The 21,949-nt window shown below is 60.2% G+C and carries 18 protein-coding genes; 4 read left to right on the plus strand and 14 right to left on the minus strand.

Annotated features, from left to right (window positions below):
• Nucleotides 1-414 precede the first annotated feature (414 nt).
• Nucleotides 415-1,638, plus strand: a complete 1,224-nt coding sequence (chrA, locus tag BLV07_RS22410) for a chromate efflux transporter (RefSeq protein ID WP_244551185.1) — start codon at nucleotides 415-417, stop codon at nucleotides 1,636-1,638.
• A gap of 12 nt (nucleotides 1,639-1,650) precedes the next feature.
• On the opposite strand, the gene BLV07_RS22415 is transcribed toward chrA (BLV07_RS22410), so the two are convergent.
• The 5 genes from BLV07_RS22415 to BLV07_RS22440 all read right to left on the minus strand — a co-directional run bounded on the left by BLV07_RS22415 (nucleotide 1,651) and on the right by BLV07_RS22440 (nucleotide 11,033).
• Nucleotides 1,651-3,555 (minus strand): diguanylate cyclase domain-containing protein, encoded by a 1,905-nt coding sequence (locus BLV07_RS22415; protein ID WP_176945692.1) that lies wholly within the window; start codon nucleotides 3,553-3,555, stop codon nucleotides 1,651-1,653.
• A 209-nt stretch (nucleotides 3,556-3,764) separates the two neighbouring features.
• Nucleotides 3,765-5,906 (minus strand): glycosyltransferase, encoded by a 2,142-nt coding sequence (locus tag BLV07_RS22420; protein WP_244551186.1) that lies wholly within the window; start codon nucleotides 5,904-5,906, stop codon nucleotides 3,765-3,767.
• Between the two features lie 21 nt (nucleotides 5,907-5,927).
• A complete protein-coding gene (locus BLV07_RS22425) occupies nucleotides 5,928-7,208 on the minus strand; it encodes an HlyD family secretion protein (RefSeq protein WP_244551175.1) in 1,281 nt (426 codons plus the stop codon).
• A 533-nt stretch (nucleotides 7,209-7,741) separates the two neighbouring features.
• Nucleotides 7,742-9,109: a CoF synthetase gene (locus tag BLV07_RS22430; RefSeq protein ID WP_091889607.1), complete on the minus strand. Its 1,368-nt coding sequence runs from the start codon at nucleotides 9,107-9,109 to the stop codon at nucleotides 7,742-7,744.
• Nucleotides 9,110-9,932: 823 nt separating this feature from the next.
• Complete coding sequence (locus tag BLV07_RS22440) at nucleotides 9,933-11,033, minus strand: cytochrome-c peroxidase (RefSeq protein ID WP_244551176.1); 1,101 nt, start codon at nucleotides 11,031-11,033, stop codon at nucleotides 9,933-9,935.
• A 279-nt stretch (nucleotides 11,034-11,312) separates the two neighbouring features.
• Here BLV07_RS22440 and BLV07_RS22445 point away from each other — a divergent pair, with 279 nt between their 5' ends.
• A complete protein-coding gene (locus tag BLV07_RS22445) occupies nucleotides 11,313-12,380 on the plus strand; it encodes a glutamate-cysteine ligase family protein (RefSeq protein WP_091889611.1) in 1,068 nt (355 codons plus the stop codon).
• A 5-nt stretch (nucleotides 12,381-12,385) separates the two neighbouring features.
• Here BLV07_RS22445 and BLV07_RS22450 read toward each other — a convergent pair whose 3' ends face one another.
• Nucleotides 12,386-13,186, minus strand: coding sequence for an ABC transporter permease (locus BLV07_RS22450; RefSeq protein WP_091889613.1), 801 nt, complete (start codon nucleotides 13,184-13,186; stop codon nucleotides 12,386-12,388).
• Nucleotides 13,183-13,779: an ABC transporter ATP-binding protein gene (locus BLV07_RS22455; protein ID WP_091889615.1), complete on the minus strand. Its 597-nt coding sequence runs from the start codon at nucleotides 13,777-13,779 to the stop codon at nucleotides 13,183-13,185. The genes BLV07_RS22450 and BLV07_RS22455 overlap by 4 nt, the downstream gene beginning before the upstream one ends.
• Nucleotides 13,780-13,902: 123 nt before the next feature.
• Between BLV07_RS22455 and BLV07_RS22460 the strand changes: the two genes are divergently transcribed.
• A complete protein-coding gene (locus BLV07_RS22460; protein ID WP_091889617.1) occupies nucleotides 13,903-15,099 on the plus strand; it encodes a DUF3182 family protein in 1,197 nt (398 codons plus the stop codon).
• A gap of 97 nt (nucleotides 15,100-15,196) precedes the next feature.
• Here the strand turns inward: BLV07_RS22460 and BLV07_RS22465 are convergent, their stop codons facing one another.
• From BLV07_RS22465 to BLV07_RS47705, 6 genes are all read right to left on the minus strand, one after another.
• A complete protein-coding gene (locus BLV07_RS22465; RefSeq protein ID WP_091889619.1) occupies nucleotides 15,197-16,474 on the minus strand; it encodes an APC family permease in 1,278 nt (425 codons plus the stop codon).
• Between the two features lie 375 nt (nucleotides 16,475-16,849).
• The gene (locus tag BLV07_RS48935) at nucleotides 16,850-17,212 is read right to left on the minus strand and encodes a hypothetical protein (protein ID WP_244551177.1); all 363 of its coding nucleotides are present in this window, start codon (nucleotides 17,210-17,212) and stop codon (nucleotides 16,850-16,852) included.
• Between the two features lie 70 nt (nucleotides 17,213-17,282).
• The gene (locus BLV07_RS22475; RefSeq protein WP_091889621.1) at nucleotides 17,283-17,504 is read right to left on the minus strand and encodes a hypothetical protein; all 222 of its coding nucleotides are present in this window, start codon (nucleotides 17,502-17,504) and stop codon (nucleotides 17,283-17,285) included.
• 50 nt (nucleotides 17,505-17,554) lie between these two features.
• Entirely contained in the window at nucleotides 17,555-18,730 is a 1,176-nt protein-coding gene (gene chrA, locus BLV07_RS22480) for a chromate efflux transporter (protein WP_091889623.1), read from the minus strand.
• Between the two features lie 47 nt (nucleotides 18,731-18,777).
• Nucleotides 18,778-20,037: a cytochrome b gene (locus BLV07_RS22485; protein WP_091889626.1), complete on the minus strand. Its 1,260-nt coding sequence runs from the start codon at nucleotides 20,035-20,037 to the stop codon at nucleotides 18,778-18,780.
• A gap of 10 nt (nucleotides 20,038-20,047) precedes the next feature.
• The gene (locus BLV07_RS47705; protein ID WP_176945694.1) at nucleotides 20,048-20,779 is read right to left on the minus strand and encodes a hypothetical protein; all 732 of its coding nucleotides are present in this window, start codon (nucleotides 20,777-20,779) and stop codon (nucleotides 20,048-20,050) included.
• A 224-nt stretch (nucleotides 20,780-21,003) separates the two neighbouring features.
• On the opposite strand from BLV07_RS47705, the gene BLV07_RS47710 reads away from it, so the two are divergent.
• Nucleotides 21,004-21,144 (plus strand): hypothetical protein, encoded by a 141-nt coding sequence (locus BLV07_RS47710; RefSeq protein WP_164939117.1) that lies wholly within the window; start codon nucleotides 21,004-21,006, stop codon nucleotides 21,142-21,144.
• An 8-nt stretch (nucleotides 21,145-21,152) separates the two neighbouring features.
• Here BLV07_RS47710 and BLV07_RS22505 read toward each other — a convergent pair whose 3' ends face one another.
• Entirely contained in the window at nucleotides 21,153-21,743 is a 591-nt protein-coding gene (locus BLV07_RS22505) for a superoxide dismutase (protein ID WP_091889834.1), read from the minus strand.
• Nucleotides 21,744-21,949 lie beyond the last annotated feature (206 nt).

The following is a 21,949-nucleotide window of genomic DNA, read 5'->3' on the forward strand; positions in this document are numbered from 1 at the left end:
GCGAGTTCAGCGACGGCAATGCGAACGCAAAGGCTTTGGTTCCGCGACTATGCCGCCGTCGACTTTTGTAGGTGATATCGCCCGAACAAATGGGCGACGCCCGGCGTCGTCACGAAGGACGTCACAGCATATGGCGAGTTAGCGCGGCGTGAATCGGTTCAGAGGTGGCGTGACCTCCTCATCCTTCTTTCCTGTGATCGCTTTCCTTCAGCTTCTCGCCAACGCCCTTCTCATTGGCGAAGGCTCGCTTGGCGAGACCGGCGGGCGCTGCAACGGCCGCCAACGTCCCTCCGAGCAGAAGCAAACGGCGCTTGCTTGGCATGACTGGTCCCATGATGCACACTGCCGATCAGCGCCATGCCTTCTCGTTCTTACAGTATGCAGCCGGAATCGGATCAAACGTCCGTGACCAATCTGAATTCATCAACCGATACCTCTACCGGAATCCGGTCCAGCGCCGGCTCGCCGCTGGAGGTCCTGCGGATATTCCTGAAGCTTGGACTGACCTGCTTCGGCGGTCCGATCGCGCACATCGGCTACTTCCGCGACGAGTTCGTCGTGCGACGGAAGTGGATCGACGAGCACGCCTACGCCGATCTGGTCGGGCTGTGCCAATTCCTGCCGGGCCCGGCCAGCAGCCAAGTCGGCTTCTCGATCGGCCTGATGCGGGCCGGATATCTCGGGGCGCTCGCCGCCTGGACCGGCTTCACGCTACCTTCCGCCGCGGCGCTCATCCTGTTCGCCTACGGCGCCGGCGTGTTGAGCGGACCGCTTGGCGGCGGCCTGCTGCACGGATTGAAGTTGACGGCCGTCGCCATCGTGGCGCAGGCGGTCTGGGGCATGGCGCGCAACCTCTGTCCCGACCGCGAGCGCGCGTCGATCGCGGTGGTGGCGGCGCTCATCATTCTCTTCAGCACGTCGTCGATCGCGCAGATCGGAGCGATCGTCCTCGGCGGGCTGATCGGGCTGTGGCTGTGCCGCAGCGAGACGCCAGCCCCGTCCGGACATGTCGAGATTCCAGTGTCGCGGACCGTGGGCCTGATCACGCTCGGGATGTTCATCGTTCTGCTGGTGGGGCTTCCCGCGCTGCGCGGCCTGACGGGATCCTCGGGCATCGCCCTGTTCGATGCCTTCTATCGTTCGGGCGCGCTCGTCTTCGGCGGCGGCCATGTCGTGCTCCCGCTGCTGCGCGAAGCATTCGTCGCGCCGGGCTGGTTGAGCGACGACGCATTCCTCGCCGGCTATGGCGCCGCCCAGGCCGTCCCCGGCCCGCTCTTCACCTTCGCGGGCTATCTGGGCACGGTGGTTTCTGCTGAGCCGCATGGGCTAGCGGGCGCGGCCCTCGGCCTCGTCGGCATCTTCCTGCCGGGGATGCTGGTGCTGCTCGGAGCCTTGCCATTCTGGGATTCGTTCCGCAAGCGCGCCGGCGCCCAGGCCATGATGCGGGGTGTCAACGCCGCGGTCGTCGGCGTCTTGGGGGCGGCACTCTACGATCCGGTATGGACCGCGACCGTGCATTCGCCACGGGACTTCGGCATCGCGCTCGTTGGCTTCGTCCTGCTGGTCGCCTGGCGTGCTCCTCCGCTCATCGTCGTCGCGTTCAGCGCCGCTGCGGGTGCAGCGATGGCGCTGGTCTGATGGCTGCCCCCTTCAAGCCCGTATCGAGCCAGGCCACGCGATGATTTGCCCTGACATCACGAGGCCGTTGCGTCCGCTCTCCTTGGCGGCATAGAGCGCCTTGTCCGCAGCCGCTATCAGTGACGCGCAATCCGCCTTGTCGGTCAGCGCCACATGCGTTGCGCCGCCAATGCTCACAGTGACCTGCTTGGACGGTGGGTTGAACGCGTGCAGGATGCCGAGTTCCTGGATCGCTTGCCGAATTTGCTCGCCGACCTGCTTGCACCCTCCTCCATCAGTATTCGGTAACAGCAAGGCGAATTCCTCACCACCGTACCGAGCCGCCACGTCTGCGGGGCGTCTGGCCTGCTCCGCCAGAACCCTGGCGATTGAGCGAAGACACGCGTCGCCGGCCTGATGTCCGTACTGATCGTTGAAGCTCTTGAAATGATCGACGTCGATCAGCAACAGCGATAAAGGCGCTCCTTCGCGCCTGGCCCGATCCCATTCCGCCGCCAGCCGCTCGTCGAAGTGCCTGCGATTTGCCAATGACGTCAGGCCATCCGAAATCGCGAGAGCCGACAGCTTATCCTCGAGATCCTTATGTTCGGTCATGTCGCGCGAGATCGCCACCACGCCGTTGATGTCCCCACTCTGCGCACTCCTGGTGACGCGCAGCGCAGTTTCGATCCAGACCTCGGTTTTTTCGCGATGACGGGTGCGATATGCAATTCTCGCCTCTTCGGCTTCGCCGTCCATCAACGCGGAGATCGTTTGCTCAACCCGTGCCAGGTCCGCGGGATTTATCCCGGCGAGGGCTGACGTATTCACCAACTCGTTCGGAGCCCAGCCAAGAACCTGGGCGCTGGACGGCGACGCATAGAGGATCTGCCTATCGATCGCGATGCGCATCACCATATCGCCCGACTGCTCTGCAAGGAGGCGAAAATCCGCCTCCTTGGCGACCAGAGCTGCGGCCATCTTTTGCCGCTGGTGCAGCTGATGCACCAGCAAGAGCCCCGCAACCGCCAGCCCTCCTGCCAGTCCCATCACTGCAGCCATGCGCCCCAGAGCGGCTCTGCGCCAGGGGGCCAAGACGTCGTCTTCGGATTCGGTAGCGACCACGAGAACAGGGTAGCGACTGCTCCGTTGATAAAAGCTCAGACGCCGAACCCCGTCGAGAGGCGACGTGAAGTAGTAGGTGCCCGCAACCGGCCGCTCGCGGAGATTCCTAATAAGCGGGGTGCTGGACAGATCGCGGCCCGTGTATCCGTTGTCCGGGCTACGTGCGAGGATAACGCCGTCTGCGGTCGCCAGCGCAACTGAACCATTCTGGCCAACGTCGAACCCGCCATAAAACTGCAGAAAGTAGTCAACGTTGATCGTGGTGAGGGCGACGCCGGCAAAACTGCCGTCAGGATGATTGAAGCGTCTTGACGCGGTGATGATCCATTGCCCGCCGGATCGACTCCTCACTGGATGTCCAATGAAGGTTCCCCGGTCAGCCACGGCCCGATGATGCTGAAAGTAGTCGCGGTCGCTGTTGTTGAGGCCTGCGAAGTCCAAGGGCTCGCTGGTTGCGAGCCAGCGTCCGGTCTCGTCATAGATGAACACCGCCCGGATTCGATTCGCGGCCTTGCGCCGGGAAAGAAAGGTCTGAATCTTGGCAATTGCCGCTGGGCCAGTTCCCTCCAGTTCGAGCTGGCCAACCAGCACATTCAGAACAGTGTCCGTGAGCTCGAAGGTGTCGTCCGCGTGTTGCGTCAGCGATCGGGCCAGGTTGGCCATGTCCGTTTCGGAACTCTTCAGTGTCGCCTGTCGCGCGGACCACTCCCGCCAGCCGCTGACTGCGACAATCGCCACGCAGGCGACCGCCACAAATATGGATGCCCAGAACGTCAGACGCCCTTGGCGAAAATCGCTGCGATGATCGGACAAGAGATGTTTCCTCTACCCCTGAGACCCAGGACGATTCGGGCTATGACAGGCTTGCCCATTTCCGGTTGAGGTTTGTGGCAGAACATGGAAGTTGGCTGACCGCATCGAGAGCCGGCTCGTGTCGATCGACAGCTCGCGGAGGTCGATGAGCACAGGGATCAACATCATCAGCTCAGCCGATGGTCTGGAGTACCGAGCCGCCGACCCGGCTAAGGAAAGGTTCTGGTGAAACTCGTCGGATGCAGGCTTCGAGCTCCGGCGAGATGTGCCAAATCGCCGATCCGCGGTTGAGGCCGGATGACCAGGCTCTCGGCCGGCAGACGCTCAGCCGACGAAGGCGCTGCGGGTTTCGCGCCACTCGTCTCAAGCTGGGGCAACGGCGCGGCCATTGACCAGATGCTCTTGAGCATCGTTCTGTTCACCGACCATGCGATAACACTGTTCTCCTTCAAGCGGGCGACGGTAAAGAGCTTGCGGATCAACAGGTCTCGTTCGAGCGACTGCGGCAATTTGAACTGCACCCCCACGAGCTGACCTCTTTGCTGCGCGATCATCGCGTCGACCCAGCCCACCTGCATGATGTGTACGCGCAGCGGTTCTCCGCTACGAGGACAGTCGATGCCGGAATCGAGCAGGACGCCGGCGCCGGAAAGTGAGATGTTGCTCATGCGCCCGGAAAGCAGCTCACCGGTCTCAGTATGGATCAAGACTGATTCGTCGACATCGAAGCGTTCCTCGGAACGCCCCATCCGCGCCTGTAGCGAGGTCATGCAGACGAAGAACAGCACGACGATGTTCACGACCGACCAGAAGGCGACCATCGGCAAAGCGGCCGGATGATCGATGATCCGCCATTCCGGGATGGTGTTCAGAACGAGGCCGACAACCGTCAACGCCATCAGGGCCGCCGACGGCCAGAATATCTCCGCGGCATAGCTTGCGCACCGCGCGGCGGCTCCCTTGGGCGTCACCCTGAACGCATGCCCCTTCGGCCTGACGAGAGTCCCGAGCACCGTCGGTAGAATCTTGAAGCTCTGGATGGTCGCCGACACCTGAGCAGCGAGTGGAAAATGCGCGTGCGGCGCGAACCAGGAGATACCGCCGTTGAGCGCCAGGATCGCCGGGAACAAGTAATAGAAGACCGACTCGGGGGTGACGTCGACCACAGGCGCGAGGCCGGTCCACATGAACGCGATCGGAACCAGCACGACCATGAGCGCGCGCAAACCCAGTGAGAGCCAATGCGTCGGAAAGAACAGGAGCCGATGCATCAAGCTCAGCCCGGGGCCGAGCGGGCCGGCGGCGAGATACAGGGTCTGGATCGCGCCACGCGCCCAGCGTTGCCGTTGCACAAAAAAGGCGCCAAGGCTTTCCGGTGCCAATCCAATTGCCAGCGGTTCGCAAAGATAACGGGTGACGTATCCTTTGCGCAGCAGGACCAGCGTGAGCAGGATGTCTTCCGTAATGGACTGGGTCGGCAAGGAATCGCCTACCGCGCGGAGTGCTGCACGACGCGTGACGGAGTTGGATCCACAACAAAACGCACCATCCCAGCCGTCGCGCGCGGGCATGATGCTATCGAAGAAGAACCGTTGTTCGTCCGGCAGTCCCCTGTGCAGGCCGAGATTCGCCTGCATCGGGTCCTCATTGTAGAAGGCGTGCGGGATCTGAACGATTCCGATCTTTGGATCGGCGAAGAAGCCCATTGTGCGCATCAGGAAATTGCGCTGCGGCACGAAGTCCGCGTCGAAGATCGCGAAGAACTCGCCATGCGTCATCGTCAGCGCATGATTGATATTGCCGGCTTTCGCATTCACATTGTCGGAACGAGTGAGATACCCGGCACCCTTGCGCTCGCAGAGTTCCTTGAGCCAGGGCCTGCGACCATCATCCAGGACCCAGACCTGGAAGTTTGGATAGTCCAGACATAGTGCGCCCGTGATCGTCTTTTCCAGCACCTCGAACGGCTCGTCATAGGTAGGAATGAAGACGTCGACCGAGGCCAGTTCATCATCCGGCAGGCCGCGAAGCCGACGTTCGTGCTGATCTGCCTCGCTGCGGCGATCGGTCCTGCGAAGGAAGGTCAGATAGAGAATGAACTGATCCGTGAAGGTCAGGAGCTCCACGAAGAGACAGAGCCAGATCCAGCCGACCTGATACCAGGTCCCGCTTGCCGGCAGCACTGTGGTGAAGATCCGCCATTCGAGATAGCGGGCAACGACAAGCCAAACCGCGACGAAAATCGCGACACGCGCCCAGAGGCGCGCGACTGCAAAGGTCGGCGCCAACAGGTACATCGCCGCAAAGACGCCCAGCATTGGCGCGAACAGCTGAGCGAAGGACAGAGTCATGACCTGCACGGAATTTCTCGCTTACAGGGATGACTGGTCGAGGTCCAGCCGAGCGGTCAGCCATTTCAGCTTCGAGCTGACCAATCGAAGCAGGCCGTCGGAGCTGCGCTCGAAGCGCACTTCGGCCAGCCGTCCGATGTCGCAGGAGCCGTTGTGGTCGGCCGCCGTCTCGTTAGGCGGCAACGAGATCTCAACAGTAATATTGCCCGGATCAGGTCGCGGCACCCGAGCCGCGAGCAGTCGATCATCGGCGTACGCTGCCGAGCCGCGAACTTGCCGGATCTGGCCGGTCTTCCACTCTCGACTCCCGATCAGGCGGACGGTCGCCGCATCTCCAGGCTTGATCTTCTCGAAATCGCGCTCGGGCAGTTCAACGACGATGAATCGGCGTTCGCAATCTGCAAAATCGAAGACCGATTGCCCTTCCGTGACCATCGAGCCCGGGCTGGCCGCGACCGACCAGACCACATGGGCCGCAGGCAACGACAGATCGTAGTGTTGAAGGCGATCAAGTCGAGCGCGCTCCTCTGTGATTTCCGCGGCCAGCTGCGCGGAACGTGAGCTGTTTTGCAACAGGTCCGTCTCGAGCTCCTGGCGACGGAGAACAAGCCGCTCGCGCTGTTGCTGAGAATAGGGCACGTCATTGGCATCGCCACGAAGATAGATACCCTTCTCGGCCGCCGCCAACTCGGTCTTGAAGCGCTGCAGGCGTTCATCGGCCATCTGGCACCGCGTTGCGGTTGCCTCCTGGGAAGCCTGGGCTTCGGAAGAACGGATCTGTGAACTGATGCCGAGCTTGACGAGCTTCTCCATCCGGCCCGCGACATCGTTCCGCTGCCGCGCCTCGGCGAGACAGCCGCCTCTTTCAGCCTCCGTTTCTCCGATCTCGTGGCTCAGGCGCGCGACCGCTCCCAAACGATAGTCCTCGCTGCGCTCGCGGAGCTTGCGATCGAGCTCGGCGATCTCCTCAAGTTGCCGACGTGCGAGCTCTGCGCGCTTGCTGGACACGGCAAGCTGCTGATCGAGGTCCATGAGGTGCCGGCGATCCGGCGAACGCGCCTCGACCAGCGACACCACCCGGTTGCGCTGGAAATATTCACCTTTGCGTGGAAGATCAGGCGCGAGCTGACCCGCGATCGGTGCAGTCACGCGCATGAGCTCGGCGTTGACAAAGGCGGACGGAGCGATTCTGTAGGTCACATACGGCAACAGGGCCCATCCGCTCAGAGCGATGATGCCGAGGGCCAGGGATCGCCGGACAGTTCGGCTACGAATGAAGCGTTCGACATGCAAGCGGACCACGACTGGACCTCCAATGGGCTCTGGTCGCTGCGCCTGCCTCAGCAAAGGCAGGCCAATCGACGCGGCCCGCCCAGCATTGTCATGAAGTCTGCGTGTGAGGCACTGAGCATTCCGGCAGCATTGCTGCTAGCCGAAATCAGCTTCATCGCAATCGCAGACTCGTCTTCGCAACCAAGAGAAGTGTATCTAGCTTTCACCACACCAGGTTAATTTGTGTCAAAACCGGAAGACTACGGCCCGAACCGAAATCAAGATGCGGCTTGAAGTCGGCGCCATTGGGGGCGAGCTCGTTCGCTTGAACGCGCGAAGCTGTCTTGCCGAGACAGGCAAAAGATTAAGTGCAGTTCGGGCCTACAGGTGCTTTTCAAGCCGGGTGCCAGCGCGCCGAAATTCCCGGCTCACGCCAGCCGGCCCTGACAAGGCCGTCGCCAACCGTTCACCTACAGCGGGCAGCTCGTTGCTTCGCGTTCAATGGAAACCTGCGGGTGTAGGGCAGCAGCAGCAGCGCGATCCGCCCGAATCTCTCACGATTTTCAAGCGCTCAGAACCAGTGGGATGACGGTGCGGTATTTTCCGGCGGAAGATGGCATTGGCGGTTCGGCGGCCAACTCAACAGACACCTGACCAAGCCCATAATCGTTCAATAGCTTGGTCAATTCGGAATGCACCGCCCGCCAAACCCGGTTTGGGTCAGCGTCGGCTGCGGGATGGAGGCGAACGCGCAATTGTGTTGGCGCAGTCTGCACGATCTGAAGCAACTCCACGCCGGGTACATGATCTATCTCAAGCGCGAGCGATGGCACTGCGACTTTCTCGCCGCGTTCGGTTGGAAACGTGAGGATGTCGGCAGCGCGGCCCCGCACGCGAATCGCCGGAAGCGGGTTGCCGCAAGGACAGGGATCGGGGCGTTGCAGGATGCGGTCGCCGAGATCGTAGCGGAGGATCGGCTGCACCCGATTGGCGAGGTTGCTCACGAGGACCGTATGCGACTCCTCGCCGGGCGGAACCGGCCGATAGCTCGCATCGACGGGTTCGAGGATCGCCCAATCGCTGTTGACGTGATGCCAACCGTGTTCGCAGCCGATGGCCATGAACAGGCATTCCGTCGCGACGTAGATGGTCCGGACCTTGGCATGGAATGCCCATGCGATCCGGTCGTATCCGTCCGGCGAAAGTCCTTCTGAAGTCGGAAGAACCAGCACCGGCCGAATATGCAGGCGACCGGCATCCTGCTCGGCGGCCAATAGTGCCATGACGCTGGCGTATCCGATGAGCAGAACCGGGCGGAGCCGATTGAGTTCTGCGACCAGATCGTGCAACGGGGCCTGTGCCGGGAGTGCCCGGAATCGTCGGGCCGGCCATTTTGTGCGGATCGCAGCGAAGCTGGTTGCGCCGATGTAATGGCCCCCCATCGCCAGCACCGACGCCGCGCCACCGCCGCGAACGAGGAGACGAAACATGTCGCTGGCGCCAAGCGCGCCGATCATCATGCGCAGCGAAAAAGCGAGTGTGACCGTCCAATTGTGCTTGTCCAACAGGAATATTCCAGGTGTCCCGGTAGTGCCCGAGGTGGTTGCCACCGAATATTTGCCAAGGAGACGTTGCCCGATCAGCTCAGGGTTATCGACGAACGCTCGCACTGCCGCGAAACTAACCTCGCGGTCGGTGACCCAGTCGTCGAAATAACGCATCAGCTCTTGCTTATTGGTCGCCGGCAGCACGGACGAACTCTCAATCCGCTCCGGTAGACCCTGATAGAGCTCGCGATAATAAGGCGAGTTGGCGCGAGCGAAGGCGACGGCCTCGCCGAGCCGCGCGCGTTGTCGCTGCGCGACGGCATTGAGACCTTGCCTTCTTGCGCGGTGCGCATCGAGCAATACCGATGAGATGCTTTCGCTCATAACGAGTGAACCCACAGCAGGCGAGCGCGTGGCGATAGTATTTCACTTCAAACAAACCGCGCCCGCCGTCGAGACATTGGCCTTTAGTGACCTCGCGCTGCTGGGTGCTCATGGCTGGCTATTGCAGCGGCCTCTGCGATGTCAGGCAAATGCACCTACCAATGCGGACCCGAACGCGCGCTAGTCTAGCCCAACAGGTCGCCCCTGCGTAACTTGTATTCGATCACCCAACCAGCGGCCATCATCGCGCCCTCCGCGTGATCAGCGGCCATGTCGGCTAACCCACCGGCGGTGCCGGGCGTGCTTCCCTTCCCGGATTATCCGGCCCCAGGTTCATCCGAGACACAGACGCCGGGCGCGAGATTTCGCTGATGCGCTAGTGCATGCGGCCATCGCCACGCACAGGCGGCCCGTCTGGTGCGTGATGCGGACTTCACCTCTGGGCCTCACATGCCGCCAAACTTGGACGGATCATTGTAGCTAGGCATGTCGTCATCATGGATCGGAGGCCGAGGCGCTGCGTAGGCCCGACCCGGAACCGCGGGACGTAAGGTCAAGCCTTGGCTGGGGCGAACGATAACATGTCGCGGCTTAGAGCGATGCACCGTTGCAGCGTCAGCAGAAACACACAGGGCGATCAATAGTCCCAAGGCCAAAACAGAACGCATCACTTTTGCTCCAATCGACCTGCCCCCGCTCCCATGTGATGTGCGGGCCGACACCGCTGCAATCTGTAGCGGCTTCCCTTCCTTCCCGGCCTGATCGGCGGGATCATGGGGCATGCATGCCTGCCCCCTGCGGCAAGACTCCTTGGCCGTCACGCTTACCGCCTCTCTCTAGTCGTTTGATCCGTTGCTGATTGAAAGGCGCTGGCAGGCAGCACAGGTACGTTGCGAAAGTCATCAGGCAATTCCCCCGTTAGACTTCCCAGGAAGGCTACGACGTCCGCAATCTCTTGATCGGCGAGATCCTTGCCCAACTGCAACTTGGCCATAATGCGCACGGCCTCGGGCAGCGTATTAACCGATCCGTCGTGGAAGTAAGGCGGCGTCATCTTCACATTGCGCAGAATTGGCACTTTGAAGATGTACATGTCCGCCTCATCATGGGTCACATCGAAGCGGCCTTTGTCGATCTCGGCGCTTTTCGTCTCATTCCCATAGTCTTCGACAACTCCGAACTTCTGGAACGTGCCTCCTCCGACGCCAGGACCATTGTGGCAGGCCGCGCAGCCGATCTCGAGGAAGGTTCTCAACCCGCGCTGTTCCGCTGTTGAAAGCACCTGACTGTCGCCGGAAAGAAATTGATCGAAGCGGGAGGGTGTAACCAGGGTACGCTCATAGCTACCGATTGCCTTACCCCAGTTCTCCGGTGTCACAGGATCCTGTTCTCCGGGGAATGCTTTCTCGAACATCTCCGAATAGCCGGAGACCGTCTTCATTCTCTCCATTGCGGACGCATAGTCGGGATTGCCAAAGCTTGTTGGACTGATCAATGCCTGGGTCGCCTGATCCTCCACGTTCTTCCGATCACCACGCCAATGTGCATTGAACTGCAGGGCTGCGTTGAGAATGGTCGGCGCGTTGCGTGGATTGATCTTGTCGTGGGCGCCGTGAGGCTTCCTCAGGCCATCCGTTCCGTAAAGGGAAGGCAAATGACAGCGAGCGCAGCTCGTGGTGCCGTCCACTGAGACGCGGGGATCAAAGAACAACGTGCGACCGAGTTCAACACGCTCGGGCGTGATCGGGAACTCCGGTGTCGCCATATCCTTGGGCAGTGGCTGGAACACTTGCTGCGCTTGGGCCAACAAGTCGTCCGTGGCACCCCTTACGTCAAAGGTCGCAGCGACGAGGCCGCCCACCGCAACGGCTGCAATTAGCGCAGCCAGGCGGAAACGAGAGCACCACATTGAACTTGCTCCCATCGTACCTCTCCTACTCTGCCAGAACTCCAATGCGCCGTTCCGAAGGGCGGTTCCTCCGTAACCCAGGCCATGTAATTCCAAAGGCCTAATCGAATGACCCGGGGTAGTGCCGAAAATTCCCTCATGCAGGTGCGTGCATTCCGAGAGGGCCCTCACCCTTCACAACGAGTTGATCGCAGCATGCGGAAGGCCGGCCTGTAACGACCGTTATCGAACAGCAGTTTCCGCAGGAGTGGCTCCGGCATCGATGGTGCGTGATGGCTTCAGAGCCAAGAGCAAATGACCCGCCACCGTTCAGGTTTTCATTTTGGCTTGGAAACGGAGTTTCTTCTGGTCGATGCAGCATCATGCCGTCCCCTATGGCATCCCGCACTTCGGTTTGAAGAACTCAATGCAATTCTGGAGGCAATTGAGGTCCGAGACTTTGATCAAAAGGGACTTGATCTCATCCCCCTTCACCGCAAGAGAATGCCATTCGTTGTCGAGGGCTATCAGCTTCCTGGCCCGGATTTGAAGCCGACGGCATTGTTGCCGAAGGGGCTCGAGATTCGTACTCCGGTGTGCAACTCAATCGAAGAGTGCATCGACACATTCGTCACGCTTCACGGCCGGATGCAGCGGTCATTATCTGAGCATGGATACCGTGCGGCAATCCTCTCCTTCCATCCGATCGAGGACCATTTCGAAGGTCCGCAGAACAAGCGCCGTTACGACCATTGGCAATGGGCCATGGAGGCGATGACAACTTACGGCCCGGACATCAATGTCAGCGTTCCCCCTGACGTGGCGGCACAACTGGACCTGCACGAACTCCATGGCAAGGTGAATTATTACGCCCCTGCCCTCACCGCCCTCACGGTTGCCTCGCCGTTATATCGCGGGGATCTTTGGCGCATTCGCGGCTCCATTGGAAAATCCGTACGCACCTACCACCGCAGCACCATCGCGCCGGCGATTTCCATTCACCCGAAGGAACACCTGCGCCTTGAATTCAAACCGCTCGAAATGACGCCATATCTTCTCGACTATCAGGCCTACTTTCTGCTGTGGCTCGCACTGATCCTCGACGAGAGATTGTTGGGACGCGCGACCGAGCAAAGCCGCATCTACGACATGGGACAGGTTGCCCGATTTGGCCTCCATGCAGAAGGCGCCCGCGATCGCGCTCATGAAGTCCTATCAAAGGCGCCGAGTGCGCTGAGCCATTGGGGTTTCGATTGCCAGTCGCTCGATCATTTTCGCGCAAGGCTGGAGACCGGTCGAGTCCCCGCCGATGACATCATCGATTTCTTCGAGCGCGAACAATCCATACCGAACGTGTTGCGTGATCTCCTCGATCTACGATGACTGGATCACTTTTCAGAGGCGATCCGATCCAGGCGCAATCGGTGTCGATGATCAGTTAGCAAACGTCCGCCGCCGATGACTGCCGCAAGCGTGCCCAAACCCGTTCCGCCTGCAATCAGAAACATGATCAGTAGCTGGTATTTGACGGCATCGACGGGCTCGACGCCCGCGAGGATCTGGCCGGTCATCATCCCTGGTAGAGAGACCAGGCCAATTGCAGCCATGCCGTTGATGGTCGGCATGAAGCCGCTTCGCAGTGCATCGCGGATCACCGGGAGGAGCGCCTGATAGCGGGTACCTCCCAGCGCGAGGCAGGATTCCACCGCAGCACGTTCGCGCACCACGCCATTGACGAGCACATCCAGACCCAGGCTCACTCCAGTCATGGTGTTGCCCAGGATCATTCCCAACAGCGGCAGAGCGTAGCGCGGATGATACCAGGGCTCGGGGCGGAGCTGCGAGAGCAGCGAAAACGTCGTGACGGTACCTGCGGCGAGCAAGGTGCAGCCTGCCCCCAAGCCGTAGGTCCAAAGACCTTCCAGCCGTCGCTTCTGACGGGCGACGATCTCTCGCGATGCGAACAAGACCATGATGAAGGCGGCGAGTGCCGTCCAGAACGGAGAGACCGAGGCAAACAGAAACGTCAGCACATATCCAACGAGTACGAGCTGGATCACCATTCGCATGCTCGCAAGGGCAAGCTGTCGTTCAAGCTTCAGGTGCAGCGCGAGCGAGAGCGCGCCATTCATGACAACAAGGAGCGCAGGCAATATGAGGTCGCTGTAAGCCAGCTGGATGTAACTCAAAGCGAGTGCTCCTCGAGGTGGCCGCCGCTCGCCATCACGAACAGACGAGATCCGACGCGACGAGCCTGGCCACTGTTGTGAGTGCTCCATAGGACGCTTGTTCCGGCCGAGACACGCGCGGCAACCAGGGCTTCCACGGATGCGGTCGATGTCGCGTCAAGCGCCGACGTGGGCTCGTCCAGCAGGAGCACCCGCGAATGCAGCAACAGCGCCCGTACGAGGCCAAGGCGCTGCTTTTCGCCGGTAGAAAGTCTCTGGATCGGCCAGGTTCCGCAACTCGATGGCAGCCCCAACTGATCCACCAACGGAGTGGCCAGATCCCAGTCGGTAAAATGCTCCTGCACCGTGTCAGCCCACCAGCCAGGTTCGGCAGCTACATAGGTCACCTGCCTGCGCCAAACAGGGGCCGACATCGTTTCCCGCGGCACCCCGTCCAGCTCGACGGAGCCCTCATTCGGATCGAGATCGGCAATGGCGCGGAGCAGCAAACTCTTGCCGACGCCCGACGGGCCCTGCAGCGCAATACATTCTCCATCCGCGAGTTCGAACGAGACCACGAGATGCAAGCGCTTTAGCGCGCTGACAGTGAGCATATTAGCTTTTACCCTTGGCACATCTTGCAGTGATCTACGTTATCTGAATGGGGATGTGCAGTCTCCCCGTCAGACGGTTCCGTCCAAGCACTGGCCAACGCTCGGTTGTCGAGGTGGTTGCGCATGGACCGACCCACATTCCCTCATCTGCTTCAGCATCGATCGCGCCAAACGCGGCCATCCGCGGTTCGTGAGATTGCGCGCGAACAGCACGGAATCCGCGCGGTCGCCTGCCTCTTCCCTCGTCTGGGCGCGCCGATGTACACCCACGAGAAGGTCACGCTTTCCGTGGTGGCTGAGAGTATCGCGCGCCTTAAAGGCTGTCGATTTGTAGGCGAATACGGCCCGAAGACGCATGTGGCCGCTGGTCTTTTCTTCGTTCCCAGCGACACGCTCATGCTTGAGGAGGCGCGGGATCTCGGAATTCAGTCTCCGCATCAGCTCTACGGCGCCGTGGTGCCATATTCCTTCGTCAAGACGAAAGCCATCACGCATCCCCTTGTCGCCAAGCATGTGGCCCGGCCGCGCGGCTGGTCATTTGCCTTCGGAGATGGTGTCCGTGATGCGGTTCTGCCGGGCTACACCGCATTTGACGTCAGCGGTGTAAGGCTGGCGGTCAAGCGGCTATTGGCGCTAGGGCCGGTTCGCGTGAAGGAGCCGCTGGGCGACGGAGGTCATGGACAGACGGTCATCACGAACATTGATGAACTGGAAGCTTACCTGGAGAAATTCCCGACAGATAAACTGGCCTCTCACGGCCTGTCGCTCGAGGTCAACCTGCGTCAAGTCGTAACCCGAAGCGTCGGTTGCACGATGATCGGCGACCGGTCGATCGCCTATCACGGCACGCAACGGTCGGTTACCAATAATCATGGACTTCGGGTCTATGGCGGCTCGCACATCATTTGCGTTCGCGGCGACTGGTCGGCGCTCGACAGTCTTCCCATGGAGATGGAGGCGAGGCTGGCTGTAGATCAAGCCCGAATATACGATCGGAACGCCGCCAGATATCGGGGCTTCCTGGCCTCACGCCGAAATTATGATGTTGGACAAGGCATTGATGGAACCGGAAAATGGCGATCTGGAGTGTTCGAGGCGTCCTGGCGCTCCGGCGGCGCGAGCACTGCCGAACTCGCCGCTCTGACCGCGTTCGCAGAGGACTCCCGTTTACAAGTGGTCGAAACCGCTTCCGTGAAGCACTACGGAAAGCCACGCAAAATCCCGGCTGGCGCAGCGATTCATTTCCAAGGTGATGATCCGGAGGAAGGTCCGCTTCTCAGGTACACGACGGCCGCGCGAGCCCTGCGCCAACTGGCGTAAGCTGTGGAAGGCTCGCTTGCGGCCCGCCTGCCATCGTGACTGGTTGCCCTATCCGCACATGATGCCAGAAGCACCTTGCGTCCCGGCCGACGACGCGTCACGCAGACCGCCATTGCGGGTGCATACGATGAAGGACCAGACGGGCCAGCGTCAATATGGTCAGGGTCCCTACCGCAGCGAGGACTGCGGCGTGAGGCATCGCTATCGTCAATCCGATGCAACCCACGATGCCGTACCAGGAAAAGATCGCCGGATAGTGGCGCTTCCGAACCGGCAAATTCAGCGCAGCATAATGCGTGATGAAATACCAGACGAGCATAAAGGAGCCACCAACTTCGATGAGCGGCCGAAGATCAAAGATGAGAGCGGCGCTTGCACTGAGTAGGCCAAGGCCGACGACTGCACGACGAGGCGTCCGTGAACGCTGGTGAATTTTTCCCAACCAGCTGGGAAGCTCATGGGCCTCGGCCATCGGCAGAACGACGCGCGAAGCGCTCAGCATGTCGCCCAGGATCTCCGCAAGCGCAGCGACGATCGCGCCGGCCAGGATGACCCATTTGCCCCACGGGCCGATGGCCTTCAAGGCGGCACCAAGCAGAGGGGTATCCTGCGCCCCGACCTCGTCTGCCCCAAGCACACCGAGAGTGATCGCGGCCGCGCCAACAAACATGACTGCCGCGATTGTTACACCTCCAATGATGGCGACAGGAATGGTGCGACGCGGTTCCTTGACCTCCCCGGCCATGATGGCCATCCGCATAAAGCCATCCCAAGTCCAAAAAAAGATAGCTGCGCCACTGGCGACGCCCATAAGCCCATTAGCACCTAAGACTGGTACAAAATGGCCCTGCTCGATCGCGTGGAGCGAGAACGCTCCGTAGATCGAGAGCACAGCGATGACCAAGAGCAGAAGGCTGATCAGCACCCGCGACGTCAGCTGGATTCCAAACAGGTTCAGAATGGTGATGGCCACCACCCCAGCAGCCGCGACGAAGTGAACAGGAATCCCCGGAATGACCTGTCCCAGGTAGGTGGCGAAGGCAAGCGCGATCACACTCATCGAGATGAGGTTCTTCCCGAGATACCCGCAGCCTGCGATGAAGCCAAGCGTAGGCTGGTGGACATCGCGCGCCCATGTGAAAGCGCCCCCTTCAGTCGGATTGTTCACACCCAATTGTGTGGCGCTGATACCGGTCGCAAGGGCAACGCTGCCACCGAGGAGTATGGCAATCAGGATGCCGCTCCCGGCAGCCGCGGTGGCGGCGCCGATCGTGGCAAAGATACCGATGCCAACCATCATGCCGGCGGTGAAGAGGGTCGCCGTTATCGGCCCGAGCTCCCGTCTTAAGCTCTGTTGTCGCCCATTCTTATCCATGAGCTTCGTCCAGACCCGCTCGCGGCTAACTTCAATGCGGGACTTGTACCGCGGCGCGAACCTCGTCTGCCTAAGTCTAGGTGCGCCGCCTTCTGCTACAATCCTCGCCGCCGGCCGTTCATGGCCGCGCCAACGATTATCAGCAGCCTTTTGAGAACGTGCGCGAACCTTTTCACGCCGATGTAAAAACCCAAAGGACACCAGTTGGTTCCTGTGGTTCGACCCTTCCTGCAGTGGTTAGAGACCGAATGCGGACGTCGTTAAGAATTTTCGTCTTGTCATGGGATACCTCCTTACATTGATCGAGGTGCCCCCTCGCCCTCTACAGAAAATGCTGCTTGATCATCCTGCTGCCTGCAGCAGAGCACGGGGCCATCAGGCCCACGACTGCGCCAGACCGACGCGCCTCACTACCGGCGCCACTCGATGCGCCACGGCTAGCGCTGCAAGTTCATCCGTCTCCAAGGCAATCTTCTGAGCAAGCATGACGTCGCCTGGGACGAGATAACCCTCGGGAGCAAAGCACAAGATGGCTCCGGATTGCCCTTCGAAATCCATTTCCTGCACGTTGGCAATAGACCCGTATTGCACTCGGTATCGCCTTCGAGTCGCGCACCCGACGACATCGAAGTAACCCTGCTCCTCAAACTGCCTTCTCTGAACTGGCGTTAGCCACTGGCGCAGAAGCGTCCGTCCCTTCGCTTCAGGTGAATTTTCGCTGACATAGTTATGATACATCTGCCGCAGCGCACGAAGTCGCGAAATCTGGGCTACACATCTGCTAATCAGAGACACGGCAACCGCCCTTCTATCCACCCCTGAGCCGCCGGAAGAACAGCGTTTCACTTGCGGTCGGATCAAACGCAAAAACGCGGCACGACTCGCCTTCCGCGGTCCGCACCGCGGCTGTAAACCCTTCACCGATCAATGCCCGGAAACGCCTCTCCGCCTTGGCCAGCGCTTCAGCATCGCCGGCGTCGAATTCGTGGCGGGAGTGGCCGGTGTGATCCATTACAATTTGCGTTGCCATAACATGCTCCTGGACTAAGCAACGGATCCCCTGCCTTTTTGGCTAAGCTGCTATTTCACCATCACCCATGCGGGCTGCAGCAGCGGATGGGCGATAAGCCCAACGACCGCAGTTGCCGCAATCAGCGCGGGATTGCTTACCTTCCAGCGGAAGAGCACCGCGAGAGATACGATGCCGATCGCTACAGTCAGCCAGTCACCGATCGCGATCTTGCCGAGCAGGACGCACGCGCCAAGAATCGTGCCGATCGCCGCGGCATAGGCGCCTTTCACAAAGCCCTGCACGTTGGCATTTCCACGATGCCGTGCCAGGATCGGTGCCACGATGAGAACCAACAGGAAGGACGGCAGGAAAATGCCCACCGTGGACACCAGCGAGCCCCAGAATCCCGCCACAAGATAACCGACGAAGGTCGCCGTGATCACGACCGGTCCCGGACTGATCATGCCGATCGCGACCGCGATCAGGAATTGGCGTTCGTCGAGCCAGCCATATTGCTGCACAAGCCCTTGTTCTAGGAATGGCACGATAACGAGCCCACTGCCGAAGGTCAGGGAGCCGGCCTTCAGGAAGAACAGCATGAGCTTGCCTAGTGTAGAACCGGTCGCGACCGGCGCCATCGGCGCGGCCGCGGGCACCACGACCACCGGCAAGACGGCGGGTGTACCCTTGAACAGGCTGCCATAATAGAGGATCCCCACGACGCCGGCGCCGATAAACAATAACGCAACCTCGGCCTGCAGAACGATTGTCACCACAAAGCAGACCGCCGCGATCACCCATTGCAGCCAGTCTTCCATGCCGAGTTTCGCCAGCCGGTAGCAGGAGTGCAGGATCAGCGCGATGACCGCCGGGCTGACGCCATAGAAGACGGCAGTGACCGGCTGGAGATCGCCGAGATAGACGTAGAGCGCACCAAGACCGGCAACAATCACGAAATTGGGCAGGATGAAGCACCATCCGCCGAGCCACGCGCCCCAGAAGCCGCAACGCAGCCAAGCGATGTAGACGCCGACCTGGATCGCCAGTGGACCGGGAAGCGATTGACAGATGGCGATAGACTCTCGCATCTGCTCCTTGTTGAGCCACTTCTTGTCGTTGACCAGTTCGCGTTCCATCTGGCCCACGAGCGCAACCGGACCGCCGAAGCCGAGAAAGCCGAGACGCAAGAAGTAGAGTGCAAGCTCGGCCATACGGCTACGCTCGGGGATAGTGGTTGCTGTCATTTCAAAGTCCTTCGAAAGATTGGTTATCGGTGACAACGAAGAGTCTGTTAGGGCCTGTCTGAACCAGGCGCTGCTAACACTCCTTGGCTGATGCTGTTCGGGAGCGGATGTGGGCTTTCGATCCGCGCTACGAGAGGGAGAACGAGGAAGAAATGGGCGAAATAGTACGCGGCTCCGATCCGGCTCATGATCAGCCATGTGCCCTCAGGCGGCTCCCCGCCGGCATAGGTTAGCAACACGCAATCCGCGACTAGCACCCAATAGAACACCTTGAACATGGGCCTGAATCGCCCTGAGCGAACCGGACTGGTGTCCAGCCATGGCAACGCGAACAGGACAAGGATCGATGTCAGCATGGCGATAACGCCGACGAGCTTGTTCGGGATCGATCGCAGAATTGCGTAGAACGGCAGCAGGTACCACTCGGGCACGATGTGCGGCGGTGTAACCCCAGGATTCGCAGGAATGTAGTTATCGGAGTTGAGAAGAGCATTCGGTTCGTAGAACACGAACCACGCAAACACCAGGAAAAGGACCATGAGCCCGAGCAAATCCTTCACCGTATAATAGGGATGGAACGGGATTGTATCGCCCGGATACTTCGTATCGATCCCCGTCGGATTGTTCGAGCCGAACCGGTGCAGTGCGACAAGATGAAGTCCGGCAACTGCGACAATCACAAAGGGCAAGAGATAGTGCAGCGCATAGAACCGGTTGAGCGTCGGATCTCCTACCGTGAATCCGCCCCACAACCAGGTAACGATACTGTCGCCAACCACAGGAATGGCTGAGAACAGATTCGTGATGACGGTCGCACCCCAAAAGCTCATCTGCCCCCATGGCAAGGTGTATCCAAAGAACGCAGTTGCCATCATCAACAGCAGGATGAGGACCCCCAGGCACCAAAGCAGCTCTCGTGGCTCCTTGTAGGATCCGTAGTAAAGCCCGCGAAAGATGTGGATATAGACCACGGCAAAGAACATCGAAGCGCCGGTGGTGTGGATATACCGGAGGAGCCAGCCGGAGTTCACGTCGCGCATAATGTGCTCGACGGACCGGAATGCGCCGCCTCCCGTCGGGACATAGTGCATCGCAAGCACAATGCCGGTCGCAATCATGATCAGGAGCGTGATGCCTGCCAGCGACCCAAAATTCCAGAGATAATTCAGGTTTCGTGGCGTTGGATACGAGTTCAGCTCGTGATCCAGGAACGTGAAAATCGGAAGCCGATAGTCGATCCAGCGAATGACAGGATTCGAGAACTCCGTCTTCGGTTGAGACACTCCTTCGATGATCTGCGATGACATCTTTGGCCTCCTACCTTGGATCGGAGATCGCCTGGACTATCCCGTCCGACGGCGAGCCAAGTCCTTTCGGCGTCAGGACGACGTTCTTTCCCGCCGCGGTCACCTCGAAACAGCCGCCGTCGGGCTCCGGAAGATCGATGCAAAGGTCATCCCCTTGAATGGTCCACTTGCCGCGCTTCTTGCTGCCCATCGAATAGCTTCGGAGGGTCCCGTCGTGTTCATAGACATCACGATAATGGACCTCGTCGGTCACTTCCTTGCCCGACAACTTTGCTCGTATTTGCGCGCCAGATAATTTCTTGAGATTTTCCGCGGCAACAAATCCGGCATCGAGAGCAACGAGGCCCCCGATGCCGGCAAGTACCGCGATGAAGCGCTTTATTCCTAGCTTGACCAACCTAACCTCTTTCACTTCTTGCAGGATTTGAGACACATCTGGTACTCGGTTTTGCAGGCCGGTCCGGCGTAGTTCTTCATGCACGCCTTTTGCTGCTCCGCGCATATCTTGCAGGATGTTTGGGCCTGCGCCGTAGCAGTCAGTGCAAAGAGACCAGTGAGTAAAGACAACATAAGAGCCGCATTTCGCATTCGATCTTCCTTTCCTGAGGGCACGATCACGTGGGCCAACCGTCTGGCCGATGGGATCGATCAGTTCTGCGACTTCTTGGTGCTGGCCGTCATGTCTAAGGCAGCTCGAAGACCCTTTGCCAGCTTCAGAGCATCGCGAGTCCGCACTGTTCATTGCTTGGCTTGGTGCGCCATAACCCTTGCGTCGAATGTCTCCTCATCCTTGTTGCCGCGCATCCTGATGTGCGTCCCTGACATCCAGACTTCATTGCACACCGGCGACGGGCTGCTTGGCATCGTCGTGCACAGCTTGCCATCTCGAATTTTCCAGGTCCCGGTCCAAGAACTTCCCGATTCTGAACCGACGAGAGCGCCATCCGGCCGGAGATACATGGACCAGTGGGATCCATCCGTGATGTCCTGACCGACAACGCGAGCGCGGATTTGCTTCCCGCCGAGCATCCTGAACTGATCTTCGGCGCGAGCGTCAGCTATGAAAGCCAGCGCGGCCGAACAGAGAATCCACCGAACGTATCGTAGGCCGTGCCTCATTTCTGTATCCCGTCAAAGGCACGTTGCACGGCCGGCCAATTAATCGCCGACATGAACACGTCCACGTAGTTCGCAGCCTTGGCACCGTAGTCGATGTGGTACGAGTGTTCGTACATATCGAGCGCGAGTATCGGCGTGCCACCAGCCAGCGTATGGCAGTGATCTGCGGCCCACTGATTCACGAGCTTGCGATCGCGCGGCGACCAGGTCAGCAGCACCCAGCCGGAGCCGCCGCCGAGCGCCTTGCCCATGGCGATGAATTCGGCGCGCCACCGCTCGTACGAGCCGAAGTCGCGCGCCAGCGCTTCCTTCAGGCTCGCGTCGGGTTCGCTCTCGTCGCCAAGCCCGGCAAAGAACACTTCATGGAGGATCATCGAGTTGGTCGCAATAAGCTGCTCGCGCTTCAACCCATTGATCAGGAAGCCTGGCGCGTTCGCATAGTCGAGCTCGGCAAGCTTTTCGTCGATTAGATTCAGACGTTTGACCGCGCCGCCATAGTTGTTCTCGTAATGGCTGATAATCATCCGCTCCGACATCCCACGGATGCGGCTCGGGTCGCAGGACAACGGCTTCACGACATAGGTCATGGCAACCTCCCGACGCATGGCCTGGGTGGCATCCGGGCGCACAGAGTGCCAACCGGCGGCAGCGCGCTAGTAAGATCTGGGAATTTGTTGGATGTGATTGGGATAACGGCAGACATGGTGCGCCCTTGGAGAAATCGGACGCGATTCTTGGGCATGTCGCCTCATGGGGAGATCGCTTCCCCATACCCAAGAAATAGAGCCGGCTG

Source organism: Bradyrhizobium sp. Rc2d, from assembly GCF_900099855.1.
Taxonomy (GTDB): Bacteria; Pseudomonadota; Alphaproteobacteria; order Rhizobiales; family Xanthobacteraceae; genus Bradyrhizobium.